This is a genomic window from Yersinia sp. 2545 StPb PI, assembly GCF_052217125.1.
Lineage (GTDB): Bacteria > Pseudomonadota > Gammaproteobacteria > Enterobacterales > Enterobacteriaceae > Yersinia > Yersinia enterocolitica_E.
Window position 1 is genome coordinate 704088 of the sequence record NZ_JAZGPY010000001.1, and the last position, 21334, is coordinate 725421.

Genomic DNA, 21334 nt, shown 5'->3' on the forward strand with positions numbered 1-21334 from the left:
TAATATTTATCATTATCAATTAACTTATGATACAGTTTTTCTATTAAATATGCATAAATCCCCTATGTTATTAACGGTTAATTCACTTTTAATGCAAATTTCATCACAGTCTGAAACACGTTCAAGCGGGCATATACCTTCTTCTAATTGGCCGTTAGCCTTTTGTGCCGGCTTGCTGGGGATTGGGCAGAACGGTTTATTGGTCATGTTACCGGTATTGGTTAGCAGAACACATCTGTCACTGTCGGTGTGGGCCGGTTTACTTACCCTCGGATCCATGCTGTTTTTGATCGGATCACCGTGGTGGGGACGGCAATCGGAGGTTCGTGGGTGTAAATTTGTGGTCATCATGGCGCTGGCTGGCTACTTGCTAAGTTTTGTGTTGTTGACGCTGGCGGTATGGGGCTTAGCAGCGGGATGGTTACCGGAGATGGTCGGGCTGGGTGGGCTGATTGTGGCACGTATTATCTATGGCCTGACAGTCTCAGGCATGGTGCCCGCCTGCCAGACCTGGGCCTTGCAGCGCGCAGTGTATGAGCAGCGCATGGCTGCATTAGCTACCATCAGTTCAGGCTTGAGTTGTGGTCGTCTTCTTGGCCCACTTTGTGCCGCTCTTGCCCTCTCAATACACCCAATGGCACCGCTGTGGTTGATGGCAATAGCACCATTGATCGCACTGTTGGTGGTCTGTTGCCAATACAATGATCCGCCATTGCCGCCGGTTGCACATCAACAAAATCATTTACGTTTCAGCATGCTACCCTATTTACTCTGTGCACTGCTGCTGGCGGCAGTTGTCAGCCTGATGCAGCTTGGTCTGGCACCGCATTTAAACCAATTATTCAGGCATTCAGCCACCATGGTGAGCCACCATGTGGCAATTTTGCTTAGCGTGGCCGCAGGTTGTACCTTGTTGGCTCAGTTTTTGGTGGTACGCCCCCAACGTTTCAGCCCCTCTCAGCTTCTGTTGGTGGCAGCGTTATTCATGGTAGGTGGTTTAGGATTGATGTGTACCCAGCCATTGGTATTATTCTATGCGGGGTGTGCGCTAGCTTCTTTCGGTGCGGCGATGGCAACGCCGGGTTACCAATTGATGCTGAACGATAAATTATCCACGGGCAAAGGTTCCGGGGTGATAGCGACCAGCCATACATTGGGTTATGGCATGAGTGCGTTGATGGTGCCGTTAGTAGCAAAATTTTACGGTGAGTCGCAGTTGATTGCTGCGGCTCTGATGATGGCCGTTCTGTTGGGCGGGATAAGTGGCTGGCTGTGGTGCCAGCATCGGGTCACAGCACATTCTGCGGGAGAGTAACTGTCATGTCCGGCGCATCAAGCTACCGAGTTTTCGATATCAAATTGAAAGTAAAAGAAAATATCTCACCGTCACTGTTACGTTGCGTATTTGAAGGGCCAGAAGTCAATCGTATGAAACTTGAAGCGCCAGATCAGCGTATTAAGCTGCTATTGCCCGCAGACAACGGTCTGATTACTCAGGTATCAAAAGGCGACGATTGGTATCGTAATTACCTGACTATCCCGAAAGAGCAGCGACCGATAATGCGCACTTATACACTGCGTGCATTGCGTGCTGAGCAGAACGAGATGGACGTGGAATTTGTTTTGCACGGCGTGACCGGCCCAGCATCGGCTTGGGCAACACATGCCAAACCAGGCGATGCCATTCAGGTTGTTGCGCCGAATGCCGAGTATCAATCTGACAGTGGCGGTTATGAGTGGATCCCGCCAGCGCAGATGATGCAGGCGTTACTGATTGCCGACGAAACAGCATTACCGGCGGCGGTGGCTATTTTGGAACAGCTGGCATTACAAGCTAACCCTCCACATGTTCAAGCTTTTTTTGAGGTACCGCTGGTGGGTGATTGCATCAATCTTGAGCGATTTCCGTTTGCGCAGGTTTACTGGTTGCCACGTGATACGCCGCATCACCCCGCCCATGGCAGCTTGTTAGTTGACGCGGTACGTCAATGGGTACAAATTCCGGCTGCGGCGCAAGTCGCGGCACAATCATTAGCAGAGAATAGTCTGGGTGGTGATGTGTTATGGGAGCGAGCCGAAGGTGCCAGTAGTTTCTATGCCTGGGTGGCGGCTGAATCCTCAACAGTGAAAGCTTTGCGCCGCTATCTGATTGGTGAACGCTGTCTGGACCGTACTTGCGTAAACTTTATGGCGTACTGGTGTTAATCAATTTGCTATATCAAATGCCCCTGCAAAATTAGCCCCCTCTGGGCCAGTTATTCAATCCCCGTCATAAAAATGGCGGGGCAGTGACAATTTCAAATATCTTTCCCTCTCCCCTCGCAAACACCGATGTTACGAACTGCGTAATGTATTAATAACCTATATAAATACTGATATTATGCTAATGTCAGTATTAAACCGATACCAATCATCAGTTCCAGAGTCAACAAGATTATTCAGGGGAGTTTTTTAGTGGGCGACCCTTAAAAAATAAACCCATGATGCAAATTTATTTGCAGAGCTTTGTATCAAAATAGGTGTGTTATTTATGAATAAATATGATGATATTAAGCAGTTCAAAGATAAAATAGACATGCACGATATTGATTATAAAGAAATTTCTGAAAAAGAAGTTCAAGCGGATGCTTTTTCATGGCCGCTTATTAAACAGTTGGCTTCACAAGACAATGATTCATTTTTAGAAAATGGTCGAACTATACAGCCGACACCTCAGCTTGTTTCAGCCACTGAGTTCGCCGAGCCTGATGTGTTAAACGTGATGAGTGAACCTCACGCTATAAATAGTGATCCTCTGCTAAATACCGAGGTAACAAACCGGCCAGCCGCAATGCGATCACTGTTTCCTGCGCCACCGGTTGCCCATACTCTAGCTCCGCAGCCAGTCAATTTAAACGAACCTGCTATACCGCAAGCGGTTTCTAAACCTATACTTACGACACAATTTTCATCCTCACCAACTGGCCCGTTGGAATCAGGTAAAAAAACTGAATTTAAAAACATTTTTTCACAAAAAGAACCACCAAAAGAGCAGGTTGTTTTTGCCGAGTCATCGCGGGATATTCCTTTACAAACGTTGTTAGAGAGCATCGCCTTATGCCGTTAGTTTGTGTATGTTCACCGAAAGGTGGTGTCGGTAAAACTACTTTTGCAGCCAATTTGGCGCACTCACTGGCACGTAGTGGTAGCAAGGTTCTACTTATTGATTTCGATGTACAAAATGCTCTGCGCTTGCACTTTGGTGTCCCTTTGTCGGATGAACGTGGTTATGTTTCTGAGTCAGGTAATGCATCTGACTGGAGCCAATTTATCCTTAAAGCGGGAACGAATACCTTTGTCTTGCCTTATGGCGAGGTGGATGAAGCGAAACGTCTGGCTTTCGAGCATGAATTAACGGCTGATCCACATTTTTTACAACGGGGGCTACATTCAGTCCTCAATTATCCTGGATTAGTGGTTATCGCTGATTTTCCTCCGGGACCAAGCCCAGCGTTAAAAGCGATGCAAGGGATTGCGGATATGCATTTGGTGGTGATGTTGGCAGACACTGCATCTTTATCTTTATTACCTCAAATAGAGAAAGGCAAACTTATCGGCGCCCCTTTAGATAACAAAATGGGAACCTATTTTGTTGTTAATCAAAGTGATAATCGTCGTCAACTCAGCCATGATGTCTCACAATTCTTTGAGCAACGTCTGGGCGATAAATTGTTAGGAATGATTCATCGGGATGAATGTGTGCCAGAAGCGAATGCTTCTCAACGTTCAATTATTGATTTCAGCCCCGTGTCAGCTGCCGCATTTGATATTGAGCTTATTAGTAAAAAAGTTGCAGCTATTTTGGGAATAAAGATCGGCGGGGGGGAGGTTTACTCTACGCCTAAACATGACTTCTATTAAATACTGGCTGAATTCAAGATGAAGAAAATTCAATTTTATCTTCTGTTGTTACTGTTATTGCCAATCGCTATCTTGGTTGTTGTTACACCAATGGACAGTGAGAAGCAGTACATTTTTGCATTATTCAGCATTGCTGCGTTCTTTTTACTTGGCATAAGTAAAAGCAGAAAAGTAACAATAGTAATGACAGTATTGTCATTTTTGATGTCATCCCGATATATTTATTGGCGCACGACTGAAACGCTTCATTTTGGTTCTGTAACCGAGACAATATTAGGCATACTTCTTTATAGTGCAGAACTTTACATCTGGATTATTCTAAGTCTTAGTTATTTACAGACTATTTGGCCATTAAAACGAACGATTGAACCGCTGCCTGAGAATACCGATTTATGGCCAACGGTTGATGTTTACATTCCTACCTATAATGAAAGTCTGGATGTGGTTAGAGATACGATTCTGGCAGCCCAATGTATTGATTACCCAAAAGAAAAAATAAAAATATATGTATTGGATGACGGAAAACGAACTGAGTTCGCTGTATTTGCTGCGGATGTAGGGGTTGGTTATATCACTCGAAATGATAACCGTCATGCTAAAGCCGGTAACCTTAACCATGCGATGAAGATTACGCAGGGGGAGTTAATCTGCGTTTTTGATTGTGACCACGTAGCTACCCGCGGTTTTTTACAGGCCACGGTGGGTGGGTTCCTGGTTGATAAGCGGTTGGCGTTGCTCCAGACGCCACACTACTTTTACTCCCCCGATCCGTTTGAGCGCAATCTATCAACAGGCCGTTCTGTTCCTAATGAAGGGGCCCTTTTTTATGGCCCTATTCAGCAAGGGAACGATAACTGGAATGCGGCATTTTTCTGCGGTTCTTGTGCTGTTATTCGCCGTAAGGCATTAGATGAAATTGGTGGTTTTGCGGTAGAAACAGTCACCGAAGACTCCCATACTGCGCTGAAATTACAGCGTTTAGGTTGGAACTCAGCCTTTATTTCCATCCCACTCGCCGCGGGGCTGGCGACTGAACGTTTGGCGTTACATGTGATCCAACGGACCCGTTGGGCGCGGGGGATGACACAAATTTTCCGTGTGGATAATCCCTTGTTAGGGCGTGGGCTGAGCCTTCCTCAGCGTTTGTGTTATCTCAACGCCATGATTTATTACCAATTTGGTTTGCCACGCGTGGTCTTTTTACTCGCGCCACTGGGCTATCTTCTCTTTAACCAGAGTATTATTGCCTCGTCAGCCGAATTGATTTTCGCCTATGTTTTGCCCCATTTAATTATGTCTATTGCCATCAACTCACGCAGTAATGGCCGCTTCCGCTACTCTTTCTGGGGTGAAGTTTATGAAACCGTAATGGCATTCCATTTGGTTATTCCAACCATCGTTACGATGATTTCACCAAAACGTGGCAAGTTTAACGTGACGGATAAAGGCGACCTACTGGATAAGAGTTATTTCGATTTCAATATTGTTCGACCGCATATTATTGCAGTTGTTCTGATGTTGCTCGGCATTATATGGGGATTAGTGCGCGTAGCATTGCCAGATTATTTTGGTGTTAATCCGAATGTAATTGCACTTAATATCGCCTGGGCTACTTTCAGTGTCATTCTATTATTTGCGGCTATTTCTGTTGCGCGCGAGACTCGTCAGACACGTAAAACGATCCGCATTGACGTCCAGTTACCGGCCATTATTCATTATAGTAATGGCATATCACTGCGTACTCACACCTTGGACTTGTCAATGGGCGGGGTTCGTCTGGCGATTAAAGACCAACATTTCCCAACTGAGGGTATTGAAGAGGTGGAGCTGATGTTACAACGCGGTGCTGTCAGTCTACCTGTCACGCTTATTGATGTTGAACTCGGTGCTGTGCGGTTGATGTTTGGTGATATTCCACTGGTTAAACGTCGGGAACTGGTTCGTATTGTGTTGGCCCGTGCAGATGCCTGGATTACCGAGCCTTATCCTCAGGATCGACCATTACATTCATTACTCAGCATTATTCGTTGTGCGTTCGAACTCTTTTATCTGCCGTGGAAGCAACGGCGGGCTAGAAAAAGAAAGCTGGCCCTCCAGAAAAAAGGAAATGCGGCATGAAAGGGATATTGAGCAAGATATTGCCGTCATTGTGGTTTACAGGTGTGGTGGCCGCGTGCTCTCTGGCATTTTTTCCCATCAATGGGTTTGCTGTAGACACTAATCGTATCGCGGGCCAGGAACAGCAAACTGAAGATGCAGCCACCGCGGGAGATTTCCCTTTATTACCTCGGCCGAACAGTGATGACTCAACCGCTGGGGCAGTGGCTCCTGCGGTTGATAATTACCCGCAAATCGCCAGCGCCCCTGAAAACCGCCCTTTGTATGATTCAACTCTACCGACACCCGTAGTTGATAACACGGTAGTGGTGACCCGCCCGGCCTCATACAACGCGATAGTGAATACCACGATTACCATTAAAGATATGGGGCAGCCCAATGGGTTGCTGTTAAGTGGCGGTCAATTGCAATCAGGCATTGTCTTCACGTTACCCAATGATTTGGTGATTACCAATGCAAAACTATCTCTGGCGCTAAAATTATCATCAGAGCTGGCTGGTAAGAATTACAGCTTACAGTTAATGCTGAACGGGCAGCCGTTAGGGACATTGCCACTAACGCCGTCAAGTGAAAACAGCGCGATATACCAAGTTGATGTCCCTGCGGCGATGGTGGTCGCGACCAATAATCTGAGTATGAGTATTACTGGTGACAACACGGTATTGCAGTGTGAAACAGATCAATTGAATAAATTTTGGGTCAGTATTTTACCGACCTCAAGTATTCAATTAGAAGGGCAACAACTGAATATTGGTAAGAATTTGGGACTATTCCCCCGGCCATTCTTTGATGCTATGCAGATGAAAGAGACCAAAGTGGTTATGGCATTCCCGGCTAATATTCGTGCTGATGTGATTGGTGCTGCCGCCGGTGTTGCTTCATGGTTTGGTTATCAGGCTAATTACCGTGATATTGATTTCCCGGTACAATTTGATTCACTACCCGAAGGTAATGGTATTTTATTTGGTAAGCCGGGTGAGCATATCGGTGATTTTGTGTTACCGCAAAGCACCGGCCCAAGTCTGCAATTGATTGATAACCCGCACAATCCGGTGGCTAAATTACTCTTGGTTATTGGCAATAATGAGGAGGAGTTGCGTCAGGCTGCATGGCGTTTAACTTCCGGGCCATTACCGCCAGAGGCGAATAGCCTAAGTGTTAAAGCGCAAGCTATCCCGCGTAGCATTCCCTATGACGCTCCACGCTGGATTAATACTGAACATCCCGTATTACTTAAATCTTTAGTGCCAAATCTCGATGCTTTGACTGCTAATGGTATTTATCATGACGGTATTCATGTTGATTTCCGGGCGGCACCCGATCTATTTATGTGGGATGGAGAAACTATACCCATCCATATCGGCTACCGTTTCCCGATTGAAGACTGGATTGATGAAAATAGCTCCCAACTTAACGTATCGATTAACAATATTTTCTTGTATAACCTGCCGGTAAATAAGAAGGGGTTGATTGAGTCCCTGTGGCGGGCGGTTGGTGGCGATACTCGTCAGGAGAGTTATACCCTGCGTTTGGCTCCTTATCTGATTTATGGTGATAACCAGTTAGAGTTCTATTTCGCGATTAATCCGAAAGCCGGAACCCCCTGTAATCTACTAAACAACAATAATATTAAGAGCCGAATCGAACCTGATTCTTATATTGACTTGAGTCACACCCATCACTTTACCCTGTTACCAAATCTTTCGTATTTTGTCGGCGCATCCTTCCCTTTCACCCGCTTGGCTGATTTCTCACAAACCTTGGTATTATTGCCCGAAAAACCAAGCAAAACAGAAGTTCGTACATTACTTGGTCTTGCGGCTCGTGCCGGTAATTCAACCGGAAAGCCAGTTATCCACGTCAAGGTGAAGCTGGGCGTGTCCGCAAATGAAAAAGATATTTCACTGTTTGCTGATAACGATATTTTGGTGGTGTCGACATTAGACCATGCTGATTTCACCCAAACACTATTAACCGCGACATCATTTGGCCTGGAAAATGGTGTGCTATCAGTGAAAGAACCGTCGACGTTAGAAAAGTTGGCGGATTACCTCACTGGGGTTTGGTTCCGCCAGCAAGTTGAGGCCGATCGCTACCTTTCATCGACCGATAACTGGCGCGGCTTCCTGAGTTTCCGTTCTGGTTGGAATCCGCAGAAAGTCGTGGTGCTGGCAACCGCAACAGGTGATGATCAATTAGCGAGTATTCACGGCGATTTGAAGTTATCGACGGTTAATGCCGGCGTGCGTGGCGATCTGGCAATTATTACCAATGAAAATGGTGTGCGCAGTTTTAGTGTTGGGGAGCAATTCCCTCGTGGTGAGCTGCCTTGGTATCAAATGGTTATCTGGTATGCCAGTCAGCATATCGTGATTTTGGCGTTACTTGCTTTACTGATCTCAGTCATCATTGGTGTGAGCATGTTTGGGTTATTAAAACGCCGTGCAGCAATACGCTTAGGCAAAGATCCTGAAGAATGATAATAAAACTGTTGATGATGTGGGCCTATTGTATGGAGCGGGGTTGATATGAAATCAAGTCATGTAAAGTCACCATTGATTAATGCCCTGTTGCTTACTGGGATGGTCGGATTTGCTGCAATCCCTGTCTGGGGACAGGCGGCAGAGAATACGCCAGCGATAAAGGCATTGTTAGATCAGGCCACCTACTGGCATGAGAAAGCCCATAATGATCTGGCGACTAACGCGCTGCAAAAGATCCTGATGGTCGATCCTACCAACGTTGATGCTTTATATCTAATGTCCCTTTATGCCTCTGAAAAAGGGGATAAAGCCGAGTCGCTTGAATGGCGTAAAAAATTAAATGCGGCCTCCCCGGATGACCCACGTTTGCAGTCGTTAGATAATGCCAAAGTCATGCAGTCCATTTCGCCGAGCCAATTAGCGGCAGCGCGCCAGTTTGCCAGCCAGGGCAATATTCCCAAGGCGATTGAGAGTTATCAGAATTTATTTAACGGTAATAAACCGTTAGATAATTTAGCGGTAGAATATTATTTGACCATGGCGGGGGATGCGGCGACGTTACCAACAGCTATCGCCGAATTACAGCAACGTGTAGCACAGTCCCCAAATGATGTTGCAGCCCGCGTGGCGCTGGGTAAAGTGCTGACCTACCAACAGACAACCCGCCGTGATGGTATTGCCATGCTTAATAGTCTGGCGGCGACTAACCGCGAAGCTGATGCTGCTTTGCGCCAGGCACTGATGTGGATAACACCGCAACCGGCAGATGAAGGGCTTTATCAGGCCTATCAACAACGCCATCCCGATGATCAGGTTGTCGCCGATTACTATAAAAAGAATATCGGTGGAGCAGCAAAAGGCCAGGGTTACAGTGAACTTAATCGCGGTGATTTAACCAATGCGAAAAGCCAGTTTGAGTCAGTGCTGGCGATCAACCCTAACGATGGCGATGCATTAGCGGGTTTGGGATTTATCGCTTTGCGCAGTGGTGATTTCGCCAATGCAGAAAATTACCTGACTCAGGCGGCCAAACAAGGTGGGGCAAACAGCGCACAACTGGCGGCGCAAGCGCAAGATGCCCATTTCTACGGCGAGTTGGATAAAGCTAAAAAAGCCTTTGCCAGCGGGAATATTGACGGTGCGCTGGCATTGAGCGCCCCATTGGCACAGGCCACAGGGGACAAAGGCACTGCGGTGGCGCTGTTCCGAGCTGATTTGTTGCGGCGCAAAGGTGATTTGAGTGCTGCTGAACAGGCTTACCGCAATATCCTGGCGCAGCAACAGCAAAATAATGATGCGAAATTGGGGCTGTATTATGTATTGCGGCAGCAAAAGAATGATGCCGAGGCACAGCAAGTGCTACAAACCGTGCCAAACAATCTCAAACCCGCCGCCGCGCCCGCTGGGATCAATGTTGATCCGATTCGCCGTGAGGCTGCATTAGCGCTGCAACGTAATGATCCTACGGCGGCATTAAATCTGTTACAACAGGCGCTAACTAAGCAGCCATCGAATATCTGGGTTCGTCTGGATATGGCGAGAATTCTGCAACAACAAGGAAATACAGCCCAGGCGCAAAGTCTGATGGCTGAAGCTTCGGCTCCCGGCGCACCGGCGGATAATCTATATGCTGCCGCTTTGTTTGCCGCTGAAAACAAAGATTGGGCAACCAGTAATGCTTTACTCAATCAGATCCCGCCAGCCCGCCAAACTAAAGAGGTCCGTGCGCTCGCTGACCGTGTGGAGTTCAATCAAAAAATAGCGACAGCAGAAACGGCTCTGGCAAAGGGTGATTCAGCCAGTGCTGCGGCAATATTGCGCGGACTGGCACAAAATCCGCCTACCGCCCCTGCCGATGTCGGTAATCTGGCTAAAGATTTGATGGCTGCCGGTGACAGCACCACGGCGGTTAGTTTAGTGCGTAAAAATATCAATAACGGCATTCATGGCAAGGCGGGCGATTATGCGGCACAAATCAGTGTCTTGACGCAATCTGGCCTGACGCAAGAAGCGGAAGCCTTATTGAGTAATCCCGCGATTCAAAGTGGCAGTTCGCCGATAGAGATCAGTCGATTACGACTAGGGACCACTATCAATCAGGCCGATGCATTGCGTGAGCAAGGCCAGTATGCTGCGGCGTATGACAAGTTGATTGTTGCGCTACAAAGTGATCCGCAAAATATTGACCTGATGCTGGCGATGGGGCGTCTTTACCAATCCGGTAAAATGAATGATGAAGCCGGTAAAGTTTATGCTTATTTATTAAAACGTGATCCTACTAATGAAGGGGCGCGGGTAGGGGCGGTAAACGTGGCACTGGCTAATGGTGATGTCCAGAGCGCCAGACAATTGATGTTGGGCATGCGCGGGCCAAGAACCCCTGAGCGCTTATTGCTTGCTGCCCGGGTCGCGGAAGCTGAAGGAGATCATGAGCAGGCTTTGGCTTTGTTACGTTCCGCCAAAGGTAAAATGATTGGGCTGGAAGGGGCAGACAGTGTTGGTGGCGCGAATATTGCTGGTTTACAACTTAGCGACAATCCGTTTATTAACCAGACCACCCGCACGCAGCCGCGGACTAATTCAAGCTATGGCGCGGTGTTGCCGTGGCAAAATGCGGGCACAGAAGGCGCTGCCATGGGGGGCGTCAATAATCTGGCACCTACCGCTAACGTTGCGCAAAACGGCACCCTGAAGCAAGTTGATCAGATGCTGGATACTTTACAGGATAAAACTGCCAGTTGGGCGCAGGCCAATATCAGTATTCGCAGTCGCGATGGTGAATCGGGCCTGAGTCAATTGACTGAAGCCAAAGCCCCGCTCACCTTTTCCGGTGTGCCTTTTGATACCTCCCGCCTGAGTTTTACCGTCACGCCGGTATCCCTCAATGCAGGTTCAACCTCAGGTACGGGCAGTAATCGTTTTGGTACCGGGGCATTGCAGCAGGGTTTGGAAGTTAAAAATGCGACAGAGACATCAGCACTTGCCGCAACTAACTCAGCGGCGGTATTAGCGGCGGCGACAACTGCTCAATTGCAGGCTCAGGCGGATAGAGAAAGTGCGTGTAATGGCGCAGGTGCTGGAACGCAAGGTTGTGTTGATGCCAGGGTAGTGGAAAATGATGCCAACAGTGCTAAACAACTGGCGGCTAATAATCTGGTCACAGCCCAAACCTTTAGTCCAAATGATTTCACCGCCGACTCCCCAGGCTCACAAAGTGAGTCAGGGGTAGAGCTGGCACTGGCCTTGGCGGGGGAAGATTATAAAGCCGACATTGGTACCACGCCGTTAGGGCAAGATATGAGTGCCCTTATTGGCGGCGTGCAATGGGCACCTAAGCTTGGCGAATTCGCTAAACTGGCGATGACAGTAGAACGTCGGCCAGTGACGGATAGCTTGCTTTCATACGTGGGTGCAACCGATAAGATCAGCGGATCGCGATGGGGGGCAGTCACTAAGAATGGGGGTGGCTTAAACCTGAGCTATGACGATGGCGATGCCGGCCTTTATGCAGGATTAAATTATTACAATTATATCGGTGATAATGTTCCGAGTAATGGTTCAATTAACTCTTCAGTCGGCGCGTATATTCGTCCTTACCGCTATGATGACCGTGAATTAAAAACGGGCATCAATATCAGTTATATGAATTTCTCTAAAAATCTCAGTTATTTCAGTTACGGTCAAGGGGGCTATTTCAGCCCGCAAGATTATGTCAGTGTCTCTTTCCCAGTTGAGTATAGCCAACGTTATGGTAACTGGAATTATAAATTGGGTGGGGCGGTAGGCTATCAATCCTATTCGCAGGATGAGAGTAAATATTTCCCGAATAATCCAGAGTTGCAGGCTCAACTGGAGCAATTGGTGCGCGATGGTTATAGCACTGAATCCCGTTATGCTGCGCAAAGTAAAAATGGCATCGGATATAACTTCAAGGCTGATGGCAGTTACAACTTACAGAAGAATATGCAGATCGGCGGACAGGTTGGCTATGATACTTTTGGCGACTACTCCGAAACTACCGCCTTGGTCTACTTCAGATATTTGTTGGATGGGAAATAATCATGCAAGAGAATAACTATCTTTCGGAACAACAGGATTATTACCGTCAGCAGCAGCATCAGCCGGGATGGCAAAATGTGGTGCAAGTGCTTTTTTCAGGTATTCAGGCTAATGCTGACAGTGCGGATGGCAGGGCTTTTATCCGCAACATGGGGACTCAACTGGCACAGCATAACCCCTTACCGATAAGTCAGACCGTGGGTGAGTTTGAAGATCAAATTAATCATCTATGGTCCAGATATCATTGGGGATTTTTGCGCATTGCCGCGAATGAACAGGAAATGCAGTTAAGTCACTGTGCATGGCCGGACACGGACAATCTGACTGAACAGTCGCAGTGGAAAACTGCATTTGCAACATTTTTGGAAGGTATTTATAAGGAGTGGCTCAGGCAGCAGGGAGGGCAGTCAGAAGTGAATGTCCGTTGGCTGGATAATAAAACCGAAGGTCCATTAGTGTTCCGTTATAAAAACGGCATTTGAGGCATATTATGCTAATTATGAAGGTCATGCGTGTTGTTGTTACCGCCGGTGTGCTATTTGGCCTACTGTTTTCCACCGGGGTACAGGCTTATCAGCCCGGCTGGGAACAATTTAAAAGCCGGTTTCTTAAGCCCGATGGCCGAATTGTTGATACGGGTAACCATGATATCAGCCATACCGAAGGGCAAGGTTTTGGTATGCTACTTGCCGTATTCAATGATGACCGGCCTACCTTTGATTCATTATTGGGTTGGACTCAAAAGACATTATACAATGCAGATACCGGATTATTTTCATGGCGTTATGAGCCGAATGCTAAAGTAAAAGTTGCGGATAAAAATAATGCTACAGATGGCGATATATTGATTGCTTGGGCATTATTACTGGCTGGGGATAAATGGCACAATCGCGACTATACGAGTCAATCTAATCAGATACAGAATGCTATTATTAAGCACACGGTCATTAACTTTGCCGGTTATCATGTATTATTGCCAGGCTCTGCAAGTTTTAATCATACCAGTTATGTTGTGATCAACCCGTCTTATTACATATTTCCAGCCTGGAATGCATTCTACCAATACAGTCATTTGAAAATATGGAAAGACTTGAATGACGATGCTATCCAGCAGTTATCAGCGATGAAGCTTGGCAAAGTCAATTTGCCGACTGATTGGGTGTCATTGCAGTCGGATGGTAGTTTCGCACCAGCCAATGGTTGGCCTGCACGTTTTAGTTTTGATGCGGTGCGTATTCCATTATATCTCAGTTGGGGAGGACATAATGGCAGTACATTGGCGCCTTTTATTGGCTATTGGCAAGGTTTTTCGCGTTTAAAAACACCGGCATGGGTCAATGTTGTTACGGGGGCTACCGCGGAATATGCACTGACACCTGGGATGCTGGCGATACGGGATCTTACCTTAGGTGATGCTGCTCAATTAACGGCAGTATTACAACCAGAAGAAGACTATTACTCCTCTTGTTTACGCTTATTATCCTGGTGGGCGGCACAGCAGAAATGAGTAAAAAGCACGTTCTACTTGCAGGGCGTGCTTAGGTCGGTTCATCACGGCAACATCCGCTTTATCATGTCAGGATCAGAGCATTGTCACGATTTCTGGTTGATTTTTTCCATTAAAATAAGTCGTTACGTAATAAATTTGTTCTATGATTGAGAACCGGCCCTCTAGTTATTGATGGAGGGAGAGTTCATATAAGGAGAACACAATGCCTCATATGCCTTTGATAGCGCTTCCCCACACTCATTCTGATTGTTGTCTTTGCCATAGTCCGGCGTTCGTTCGTATCAATACGGTGTTTGCTCAGAAAGCTGCTCATTCTGCCCCTATAACAGCGGCAACCGTTGCTGCGGCGATCCCAGGCGCGACTCAGCAAAGAAGAGATGTCGCGGCCAATACTGTGCGTGTGATGGCCTTTGTTAATATTCGCCTTTTTGATGGTGTTTCAGACCATTTGCGCGATGGATTGCAAGTATTAGTGGAAGGTAACAGGATCAAGTCGGTAGAGCCGGCTGATAAAGCATTGCCACCGGATGTGGAACGGATAGACGGTGGTGGCGGTGTATTGATGCCAGGGTTGATCGACGCACACTGGCACGCCATTATGGCTCGGCCATCAATGATGACGGCGATGACAGCAGATTTTAATTATATCCAGGCGCTGGCAATTGCAGAGGCGCAGGCGACTATAATGCGTGGTTTCACCACGGTGCGTGATATGGGCGGGCCGGTTTTTGGCTTGAAACGCGCCATTGATGAGCAGGTGACGGTCGGGCCACGCATCTATCCTTCCGGCGCATTTATCACTCAAACTGGTGGGCACGGCGATTTCCGTCTGATTGGTGAATTACCGCATACGCCATCAGACCCCTTGAGTTATGCCGAACGCGTAGGTATGACGGCGATTGCCGATGGTGCCGATCAGGTGTTACTGCGTGCCAGAGAACAATTGATGCGAGGCGCGTCGCAACTCAAATACATGGCAGGGGGTGGTGTAGCCTCTATGTATGACTCTATCAGTGTGACCGAGGGATCGGTACCAGAGATTCAAGCGGCAGTTACGGCGGCTGAGAATTGGGGTACCTATGTCACCGTCCATGCTTATACGGCACGGGCGGTCACCATGGCGATTAAAGGTGGGGTTAAATGTATCGAACACGGCCAGTTGGTGGATGAGGAGACCGTCCAGTTAATGGCAGAAAAAGGCATTTGGTGGAGCTTGCAACCCTTCCTTGATGACGAGGATGCGGTGCCAATGGCCAGTCCGGCATCACGTGCCAAGCAGCTTGAGATGGTTGCCGGTACTGATACGGCCTATAGGTTGGCGAAAAAATATAACATCAAGACAGCGTGGGGCACCGATACATTATTCGATGCCCGACTGGCAACCCGACAGGGTGCTCAATTGGCCAAGCTGACTCGCTGGTACTCACCGCTTGAAATTCTCAAGATGGCCACCAGCGTTAATGCTGAACTCTGTGCCTTCTCCGGTCCAAGAAACCCGTATCCCGGTAAGTTGGGTGTGGTAGAGAATGACGCACTGGCTGACTTGATTCTGGTTGATGGTGATCCACTGAGTGATATTCAACTCATTGCTCGGCCAGAGAAAGCATTCAGGCTCATTATGAAAGATGGGCAAATCTTCAAAAATACGTTGGGCAGCGATCTGTAGTGACTTTTTATGATCGAATAGCTGTTTTTCTGCCTGTTAACGCCACATTAACTGAGGCCGAATAATGAATGATATGACTTCCCTTAGGAAGCCAGAGTGGTTTTTTTTCAGGGGGTTAGCGAGTACCAACCTGAACTTATGGCGCGGGTCGTTAGTTCTGTTATCGGTTATTGCTCTGAGCGGCTGCACCGGCGTAGCGGCGCCTTCATTTTCATTGGTGGGCTCTTACTTTCCTTCCTGGATGGCGTGCGCTTTTATCGGAATAGCTGTGGCGGTGATGGCTCGCATTCTGTTTATTCGGATGGGTATTGATGAGGTGCTGCCATGGCGGCTGTTGGTGTATGTCTGCCTGGCGCTTGCTGTGGCATTTATCAGTTCCCTATTACTGTTTACACGATGAATGATGAATATGAATAAACTATCAGGGAGTGGGCGTAAGCGGCAACTGGCGCTCATCGTCGCCGGCGTTATCATCGTCGCGGCAGTGATATCAGGCTGGCTTTCCGTGCGGCAGACTACACTGAATCCATTATCTGAAGATGCAGAATTAGGGGCCAGTGTGGTGCATGTTGCCAGTTCGGTACCTGGCCGTATTATCTCGATTAATGTCGTGGAAAACAGCAAAGTTCGGCGGGGTGACCTGCTGTTTACCATCGAGCCGGATCTCTATCGGCTGCAAGTCGCACAGGCGCAAGCTGAATTGCAAATGGCAGAGGCTGCTCGCGATACCCAGCAACGGACGGTGGTCGCTGAACAATCCAATGCCGCGATTACCAATGAACAAATTGTACGGGCGCAAGCCAATCTCAAGTTAGCGACTCAGACATTGGCCCGGCTACAACCTCTGCTCCCTAAAGGTTATGTCACCGCCCAGCAGGTCGATGATGCGGCGACGGCGAAACACGACGCCGAGGTCAGCCTGAAACAGGCATTAAAACAGTCATTTGCTGCGGAGGCTTTAGTCAGCACGACTGCGGCCGCTGAAGCGTTGGTAGTCGCGCGGCGCGCGGCGCTGGCTATTGCTGAACGGGAGCTGGCGAATACACAAGTACGTGCCCCCCATGATGGTCGGGTGGTGGGGCTGACGGTCTCGGCCGGGGAGTTTATCGTCCCGGATCAGGCCATTTTTACCCTTATCAATACTGAACATTGGCATGCCTCGGCCTTTTTCCGTGAAACGGAATTGAAGCATATCAACGTGGGGGATTGCGCTACCGTGTATGTCATGGCGGACAGACAGCGTGCGATTCAGGGGCGAGTTGAGGGGATTGGTTGGGGTGTCAGCTCTGAGGATATGCTGAATATTCCACGTGGTCTGCCTTATGTCCCGAAATCATTAAATTGGGTACGTGTTGTTCAGCGTTTCCCAGTGAGAATCAGTCTGGAAAAACCGCCGGAGGACCTGATGCGAATCGGGGCGACTGCTGTGGTTGTTGTGCGCAATGACGACGGTTGCTGACGGTACGCTCGGTGGCATAATCCGTCAGGCAAAAGCGGATTTAGCCTATTTCCCTGGGCGAGTGGCGATGGCCTGGCGGGTTGCTGCACTCTGTGCATTGATGGCTATGGTTGCCATGGTGTATGGCATCCCGGAATCCGCGATCAGTTGCTATCTGATTATTTTCGTCATGAAACCGGATGGCGTAGAAAGCATGGTGATGGCGATTGCTATCACCATTCTGGTGTCGCTGGTGGTTGGTCTGGTGTTTCTGCTTATTCATTTCACGTTGGAAGCCGCGCCACTGCGCATGGCAGCCTTGATTGTCAGTTCGTTTTTGTTTCTCTATCTTGGCTCAGCCAGTAAGCTCGGTCCGGTGGGGAGTATTATTGCGCTGGTTATTGCGTTTGTGATGACGCTGCTCAGTGATATACCCATGGGTGAGGTAGCAACGCGGGGGCTGTTGTATGCCTGGTTAATGGCGGTTTCCCCGATGTTGCTGATTATTGGCTTTAACCTTTTCTTTGGCCGGGCACCCCAGACGTTATTGCGGGCCAGTTTAGCCGAGCGACTTTTCACCGTAGCCGAGACATTGCGCCAACCCGATGCCACCAATATGGCTAAGCTAACTGAGCTACTACAGGAAGGGCAAAATGAGCATCAACAGCGGGCGCTTTTTGTACGTATCTTCCATCTACGCCCCTCGTCTGAAGCAGCCTGGTTGGAAAGTGCCGTAAAAAGCAGTTATCGCCTGCTATTGGCAACGTCAGCTTTATCTGCTGGCTCACCAGAGAATGAGCGTATTGAACTCGCGGGCTACTGTTGCGATGCGGCACAGGCGATAGCGGCGGGCAATCTTGCTGTTACCCCTCACTTTGCTATTGAGAATGCGGGTGATGAGATCAATGAAATCAGAAACGCACTGCTAGCACTGGCGAATGCGGATAATGGGCAAGATTTGGCTGCCCCGAAATCCTCATTCTTTGCCGCAGATGCACTGACCAATCCTGCTCATCAGCGTTTTGCGCTAAAGACGACCGCCGCCGCCCTAATTTGCTATCTGGTCTATACCGCATTGGATTGGCAGGATATCCATACTGCCATGATCACCTGCTATGTCGCGGCGTTAGGTACCACCGGTGAGACAGTGCATAAACTGGTACTGCGGATTATCGGGTGCTTGATCGGCGCGTTAATGGGGGTTCTGGCGATCATTTTCATTATTCCCTACCTGAGTGATATTGGTCAATTGATGGCGCTGGTGTTTGGCTGCATTCTATTGGCCGCTTGGGTTTCCTGTGGCAGCGAGCGTATCGCTTATGCCGGTGTGCAGGTCGGGCTGGCATTCCTGCTGACGGTGTTGCAAGGCTTCGGGCCAAGTACAGATCTGGGGGTGGCACTCGATAGGGTGCTTGGGATCTTACTGGGTAATCTGGTGGTGTATTTGATTTTTACCCGGTTGTGGCCGGTGGCTATTGTAGATGCGGTGCGCATACATATTAGTAACACGTTGACGGGACTGACAAATTTGGCAGCGCTGTCGCCTGATGCACGGCCTGCGGCACTAAGAGAAGCGACAACCATTGAGGCGGAGATTACCCAAGCGCGAGAAGAACTGGCACTGGTTCCCTTTGAGCCAGCACAATTACGCCCTTCACGAGAAGAGTGCGCACGCTTGTACGCGATACTGGCAGAAATGAGTAAATTGTGCCCAGTGCTGTTTCTACCGACTGAAAAGTCGGCGTCTGATGTGGAACAACTGCGTCAGCTCTCGCTTGTCGGTGACATTACCGCGCAACAAGGCGAGCACGTGCCAGAGAGAGAATCTTCATGGCAGGGGTTATCGCCAGTTGAACTGACTATTGGGCAACGTATAAAAAGACTCGGGGAACTTCTGGGAACTTGATGACATGACGACTCACGCGGTACTAATGGCCAGGATAGCCAAAATGGGCCTTATTTGCACGGCGGCTGGCTTATGCATATTGATTACGGGGTGTGCCACTGAGCGACTTGACCTCGCGCCAGCCTCCTATTCCGAACCTTGGGTCACGGATGCCAATACGGGCAGTGCTGCGGGCGCGGGTAATTTCTCTGTGCCAGCTAATCCGCTGGTGGCAGAACTTCCTCAGCCACCGGCAATAAAGAGCGGACATCTTTACTCATTACCTGAGCTGATTGATATTGCCCAGAATCAGAATCCAGATACCCGCATTGCCTGGCAGCAAGCGCGACAGGCTGCATTGGCTGTCGGCATGGGGGAGGCGGTATTTTTACCGATCATTTCAGCCAGTGTTATTGGTGGCTACCAGAGTACCAGCACACCGTTACCTTACGCGATTGGCAGCCATAAGGATGTCAATACCTCCGGGAGCGCAGTTGTTCCGGCGCTGGCATTACAGTGGCTTATCTTTGATTTCGGGCAGCGTAGTGCATTACTTGACGCAGCTAAACAAACCTCTTATGCCGCCAATGTTAGCTTTAATGGGATGCATCAGAAGCTAATCTACGATGTCACACGGACTTATTTCCAATATGGTGCCGCGCAGACCCAGAGGCAGATAGCAGAGCAAACGCTGAAAAATAGCTTAAAGATTCAAGATGCTGCCGAACAACGTCAAAAAAATGGTATTGCCACCACCGTCGAAGTGGCGTTGGCGCGCCAACAGGTGGCACAGTCTGAACTGCGCCGCGTAATGACAAAAGGTACGGAACGTGATGCTTATCAGGCATTACTGGGGGCGATGGGGGTTTCTCCCTCATTAGATATCAACATCGCTTATGCCGAAGACCGCGCTTTGCCAGATGTTGCCAGCACGCCGACCGAAAATATGATTCGTCTGGCCCTTTCCCAGCGGCCTGATGTGTTAGCTAGCTATGCGGCGGTTGAAGCTGCCAAGGCAGGTATCAAAGCCACTGAGGCCGACTTTTTGCCAAAAGTCTATCTTGCCGGAGCAGTCGCAGGCGGTGATGGGCGCTTTGATATTCAGGGTCTACCTGGGATTAGCCAGCAGACTTCATCCTCTAGCATTTTGGTGGGGGTCAGTGTTCCTCTTTACGATGGCGGGATACGGGCGGCGCGGGTCAAAGAGGCGGAGTCTCGTGCGGCAGTTGCAGCGGAAGGATTTAAGAAAACTCAGGAGTTGGCGGTGCGTGAAATCGTGGTGGCGGCGGATACTTTGCACTCGGCACTTGAGTCTAATCAGGCGGCACTCAATCTGGTGAAAACGTCATTTATCACCTATGACGCTGCACTGGAATCTTATCTTAATGGTGTAGGTACCATCACGGTCGCTAACGAAGCGGCCAATGGCTTGTTGAATGCACAACAGATGAGTACCGATGCCCACGCCGCTTCGCTGGTCGCCGCTGCCAATCTGGCTTTTGTGATGGGTAAAATGACAAATACCTCACAACCTCTCGAGTTGCTTCATTAATCATAGAAATAAAGGGGCTTTCTTTTGGCGATAGGGGATGTCATTCAGGGGGTTGCACAAATTAACACAGGAGATGATAACCCATTAATGACATAGAGGTTTTTATCTATATTCTTTACACTGACAAGATACTGTACATCATCACGTGTTGTCTGAATGAATTTCGACCAGACATTATCTGGAACATCATCAATAGCTCTTATAATTTGAGTGGTGAAGTTGACTGTATAAACACCGTTATTATCCAAGGTGGTGTAGTTGAATGGCAGAGCGCGATTTAATATATATGATGATGTTTTATCCTGCGCCGTTCCGGTGAATTTTATAAAACCCTCACCATTGCGGGATAAAAAGATACTCATATCTGCCAGTAATGAAACAGAATCATAGGTATTAATGTTTTTTCAGGTATAGCTCAGAATCGCACTGTAAAACAACTTTAGGCAATAGTTGATAGACCCAGAAAATGGCGACGGCAGCTAATATCGTCAGGTAAACCACGGTAAGGTAACCTTTTTTTCATCGTGCTTCTCCCGAGTTAATCCTGATCGTTCTGCAAGAAGGGTAATCACTGTCTTCTTTTTTTGCACAGATACCAATAAAGGTAAGTTGATTAAATTTATAATAATTACTTCCTTTTAGATAAAAAATCTCGTTATTATCATTTTTGCAGTCTATTTCATCTTAATGTAAATCGTTTTTAACGTGGTTGATTAGCTGCTC

General features: G+C 48.3%; 15 protein-coding genes. 14 read left to right on the forward strand and 1 reads right to left on the reverse strand.

Features of this window, described 5'->3' with window-relative positions:
• The first annotated feature begins 91 nt into the window (after positions 1-91).
• The 14 genes from V1955_RS03020 (at position 92) to V1955_RS03085 (ending at position 20611) form a co-directional block, all read left to right on the forward strand.
• Entirely contained in the window at positions 92-1315 is a 1224-nt protein-coding gene (locus V1955_RS03020) for an MFS transporter (RefSeq protein WP_083162539.1), read from the forward strand.
• 5 nt (positions 1316-1320) lie between these two features.
• Positions 1321-2205: a siderophore-interacting protein gene (locus V1955_RS03025; RefSeq protein ID WP_372560564.1), complete on the forward strand. Its 885-nt coding sequence runs from the start codon at positions 1321-1323 to the stop codon at positions 2203-2205.
• A gap of 325 nt (positions 2206-2530) precedes the next feature.
• Positions 2531-3106: a cellulose biosynthesis protein BcsO gene (gene bcsO, locus V1955_RS03030; protein ID WP_083162543.1), complete on the forward strand. Its 576-nt coding sequence runs from the start codon at positions 2531-2533 to the stop codon at positions 3104-3106.
• A complete protein-coding gene (gene bcsQ / locus V1955_RS03035) occupies positions 3097-3900 on the forward strand; it encodes a cellulose biosynthesis protein BcsQ (RefSeq protein ID WP_083162544.1) in 804 nt (267 codons plus the stop codon). The genes bcsO and bcsQ overlap by 10 nt, the downstream gene beginning before the upstream one ends.
• An 18-nt stretch (positions 3901-3918) precedes the next feature.
• A complete protein-coding gene (gene bcsA, locus V1955_RS03040) occupies positions 3919-6018 on the forward strand; it encodes a UDP-forming cellulose synthase catalytic subunit (RefSeq protein ID WP_083162545.1) in 2100 nt (699 codons plus the stop codon).
• Positions 6015-8498, forward strand: a complete 2484-nt coding sequence (bcsB, locus tag V1955_RS03045; RefSeq protein ID WP_372569628.1) for a cellulose biosynthesis cyclic di-GMP-binding regulatory protein BcsB — start codon at positions 6015-6017, stop codon at positions 8496-8498. The genes bcsA and bcsB overlap by 4 nt, the downstream gene beginning before the upstream one ends.
• 48 nt (positions 8499-8546) lie before the next feature.
• Complete coding sequence (locus V1955_RS03050) at positions 8547-12560, forward strand: cellulose biosynthesis protein BcsC (RefSeq protein ID WP_420073346.1); 4014 nt, start codon at positions 8547-8549, stop codon at positions 12558-12560.
• Between the two features lie 2 nt (positions 12561-12562).
• The gene (gene bcsD / locus V1955_RS03055) at positions 12563-13042 is read left to right on the forward strand and encodes a cellulose biosynthesis protein BcsD (RefSeq protein WP_083162555.1); all 480 of its coding nucleotides are present in this window, start codon (positions 12563-12565) and stop codon (positions 13040-13042) included.
• Positions 13043-13050: 8 nt separating this feature from the next.
• A complete protein-coding gene (locus tag V1955_RS03060) occupies positions 13051-14067 on the forward strand; it encodes a glycosyl hydrolase family 8 (RefSeq protein ID WP_083162557.1) in 1017 nt (338 codons plus the stop codon).
• Between the two features lie 205 nt (positions 14068-14272).
• Positions 14273-15736: a metal-dependent hydrolase family protein gene (locus tag V1955_RS03065; protein WP_083162559.1), complete on the forward strand. Its 1464-nt coding sequence runs from the start codon at positions 14273-14275 to the stop codon at positions 15734-15736.
• Between the two features lie 64 nt (positions 15737-15800).
• Positions 15801-16136, forward strand: a complete 336-nt coding sequence (locus V1955_RS03070) for a YtcA family lipoprotein (protein ID WP_442820503.1) — start codon at positions 15801-15803, stop codon at positions 16134-16136.
• 9 nt (positions 16137-16145) lie between these two features.
• The gene (gene mdtN, locus V1955_RS03075) at positions 16146-17195 is read left to right on the forward strand and encodes a multidrug transporter subunit MdtN (RefSeq protein WP_083164071.1); all 1050 of its coding nucleotides are present in this window, start codon (positions 16146-16148) and stop codon (positions 17193-17195) included.
• Complete coding sequence (locus V1955_RS03080; protein WP_193784777.1) at positions 17179-19080, forward strand: FUSC family protein; 1902 nt, start codon at positions 17179-17181, stop codon at positions 19078-19080. The genes mdtN and V1955_RS03080 overlap by 17 nt, the downstream gene beginning before the upstream one ends.
• Positions 19081-19084: 4 nt before the next feature.
• On the forward strand, positions 19085-20611 hold the full coding sequence (locus V1955_RS03085) for a TolC family protein (RefSeq protein WP_442820504.1): 1527 nt from the start codon (positions 19085-19087) through the stop codon (positions 20609-20611).
• Between the two features lie 44 nt (positions 20612-20655).
• On the opposite strand, the gene V1955_RS03090 is transcribed toward V1955_RS03085, so the two are convergent.
• On the reverse strand, positions 20656-20973 hold the full coding sequence (locus tag V1955_RS03090) for a FidL-like protein (protein WP_442820505.1): 318 nt from the start codon (positions 20971-20973) through the stop codon (positions 20656-20658).
• Between the last annotated feature and the right edge of the window lie 361 nt (positions 20974-21334).

Excerpts from the sequence above, each read along its gene's own strand:
- bcsA (WP_083162545.1), top strand. The coding sequence starts at position 3,919 with ATGAAGAAAATTCAATTTTATCTTCTGTTGTTACTGTTATTGCCAATC.
- V1955_RS03060 (WP_083162557.1), top strand. The coding sequence starts at position 13,051 with ATGCTAATTATGAAGGTCATGCGTGTTGTTGTTACCGCCGGTGTGCTA.
- V1955_RS03080 (WP_193784777.1), top strand. The coding sequence starts at position 17,179 with ATGACGACGGTTGCTGACGGTACGCTCGGTGGCATAATCCGTCAGGCA.
- V1955_RS03090 (WP_442820505.1), bottom strand. The coding sequence starts at position 20,973 with ATGAGTATCTTTTTATCCCGCAATGGTGAGGGTTTTATAAAATTCACC.
- V1955_RS03085 (WP_442820504.1), top strand. The coding sequence starts at position 19,085 with ATGACGACTCACGCGGTACTAATGGCCAGGATAGCCAAAATGGGCCTT.
- V1955_RS03020 (WP_083162539.1), top strand. The coding sequence starts at position 92 with ATGCAAATTTCATCACAGTCTGAAACACGTTCAAGCGGGCATATACCT.
- mdtN (WP_083164071.1), top strand. The coding sequence starts at position 16,146 with ATGAATAAACTATCAGGGAGTGGGCGTAAGCGGCAACTGGCGCTCATC.
- bcsB (WP_372569628.1), top strand. The coding sequence starts at position 6,015 with ATGAAAGGGATATTGAGCAAGATATTGCCGTCATTGTGGTTTACAGGT.
- V1955_RS03025 (WP_372560564.1), top strand. The coding sequence starts at position 1,321 with ATGTCCGGCGCATCAAGCTACCGAGTTTTCGATATCAAATTGAAAGTA.
- V1955_RS03050 (WP_420073346.1), top strand. The coding sequence starts at position 8,547 with ATGAAATCAAGTCATGTAAAGTCACCATTGATTAATGCCCTGTTGCTT.
- V1955_RS03070 (WP_442820503.1), top strand. The coding sequence starts at position 15,801 with ATGAATGATATGACTTCCCTTAGGAAGCCAGAGTGGTTTTTTTTCAGG.
- bcsQ (WP_083162544.1), top strand. The coding sequence starts at position 3,097 with ATGCCGTTAGTTTGTGTATGTTCACCGAAAGGTGGTGTCGGTAAAACT.
- V1955_RS03065 (WP_083162559.1), top strand. The coding sequence starts at position 14,273 with ATGCCTCATATGCCTTTGATAGCGCTTCCCCACACTCATTCTGATTGT.
- bcsD (WP_083162555.1), top strand. The coding sequence starts at position 12,563 with ATGCAAGAGAATAACTATCTTTCGGAACAACAGGATTATTACCGTCAG.
- bcsO (WP_083162543.1), top strand. The coding sequence starts at position 2,531 with ATGAATAAATATGATGATATTAAGCAGTTCAAAGATAAAATAGACATG.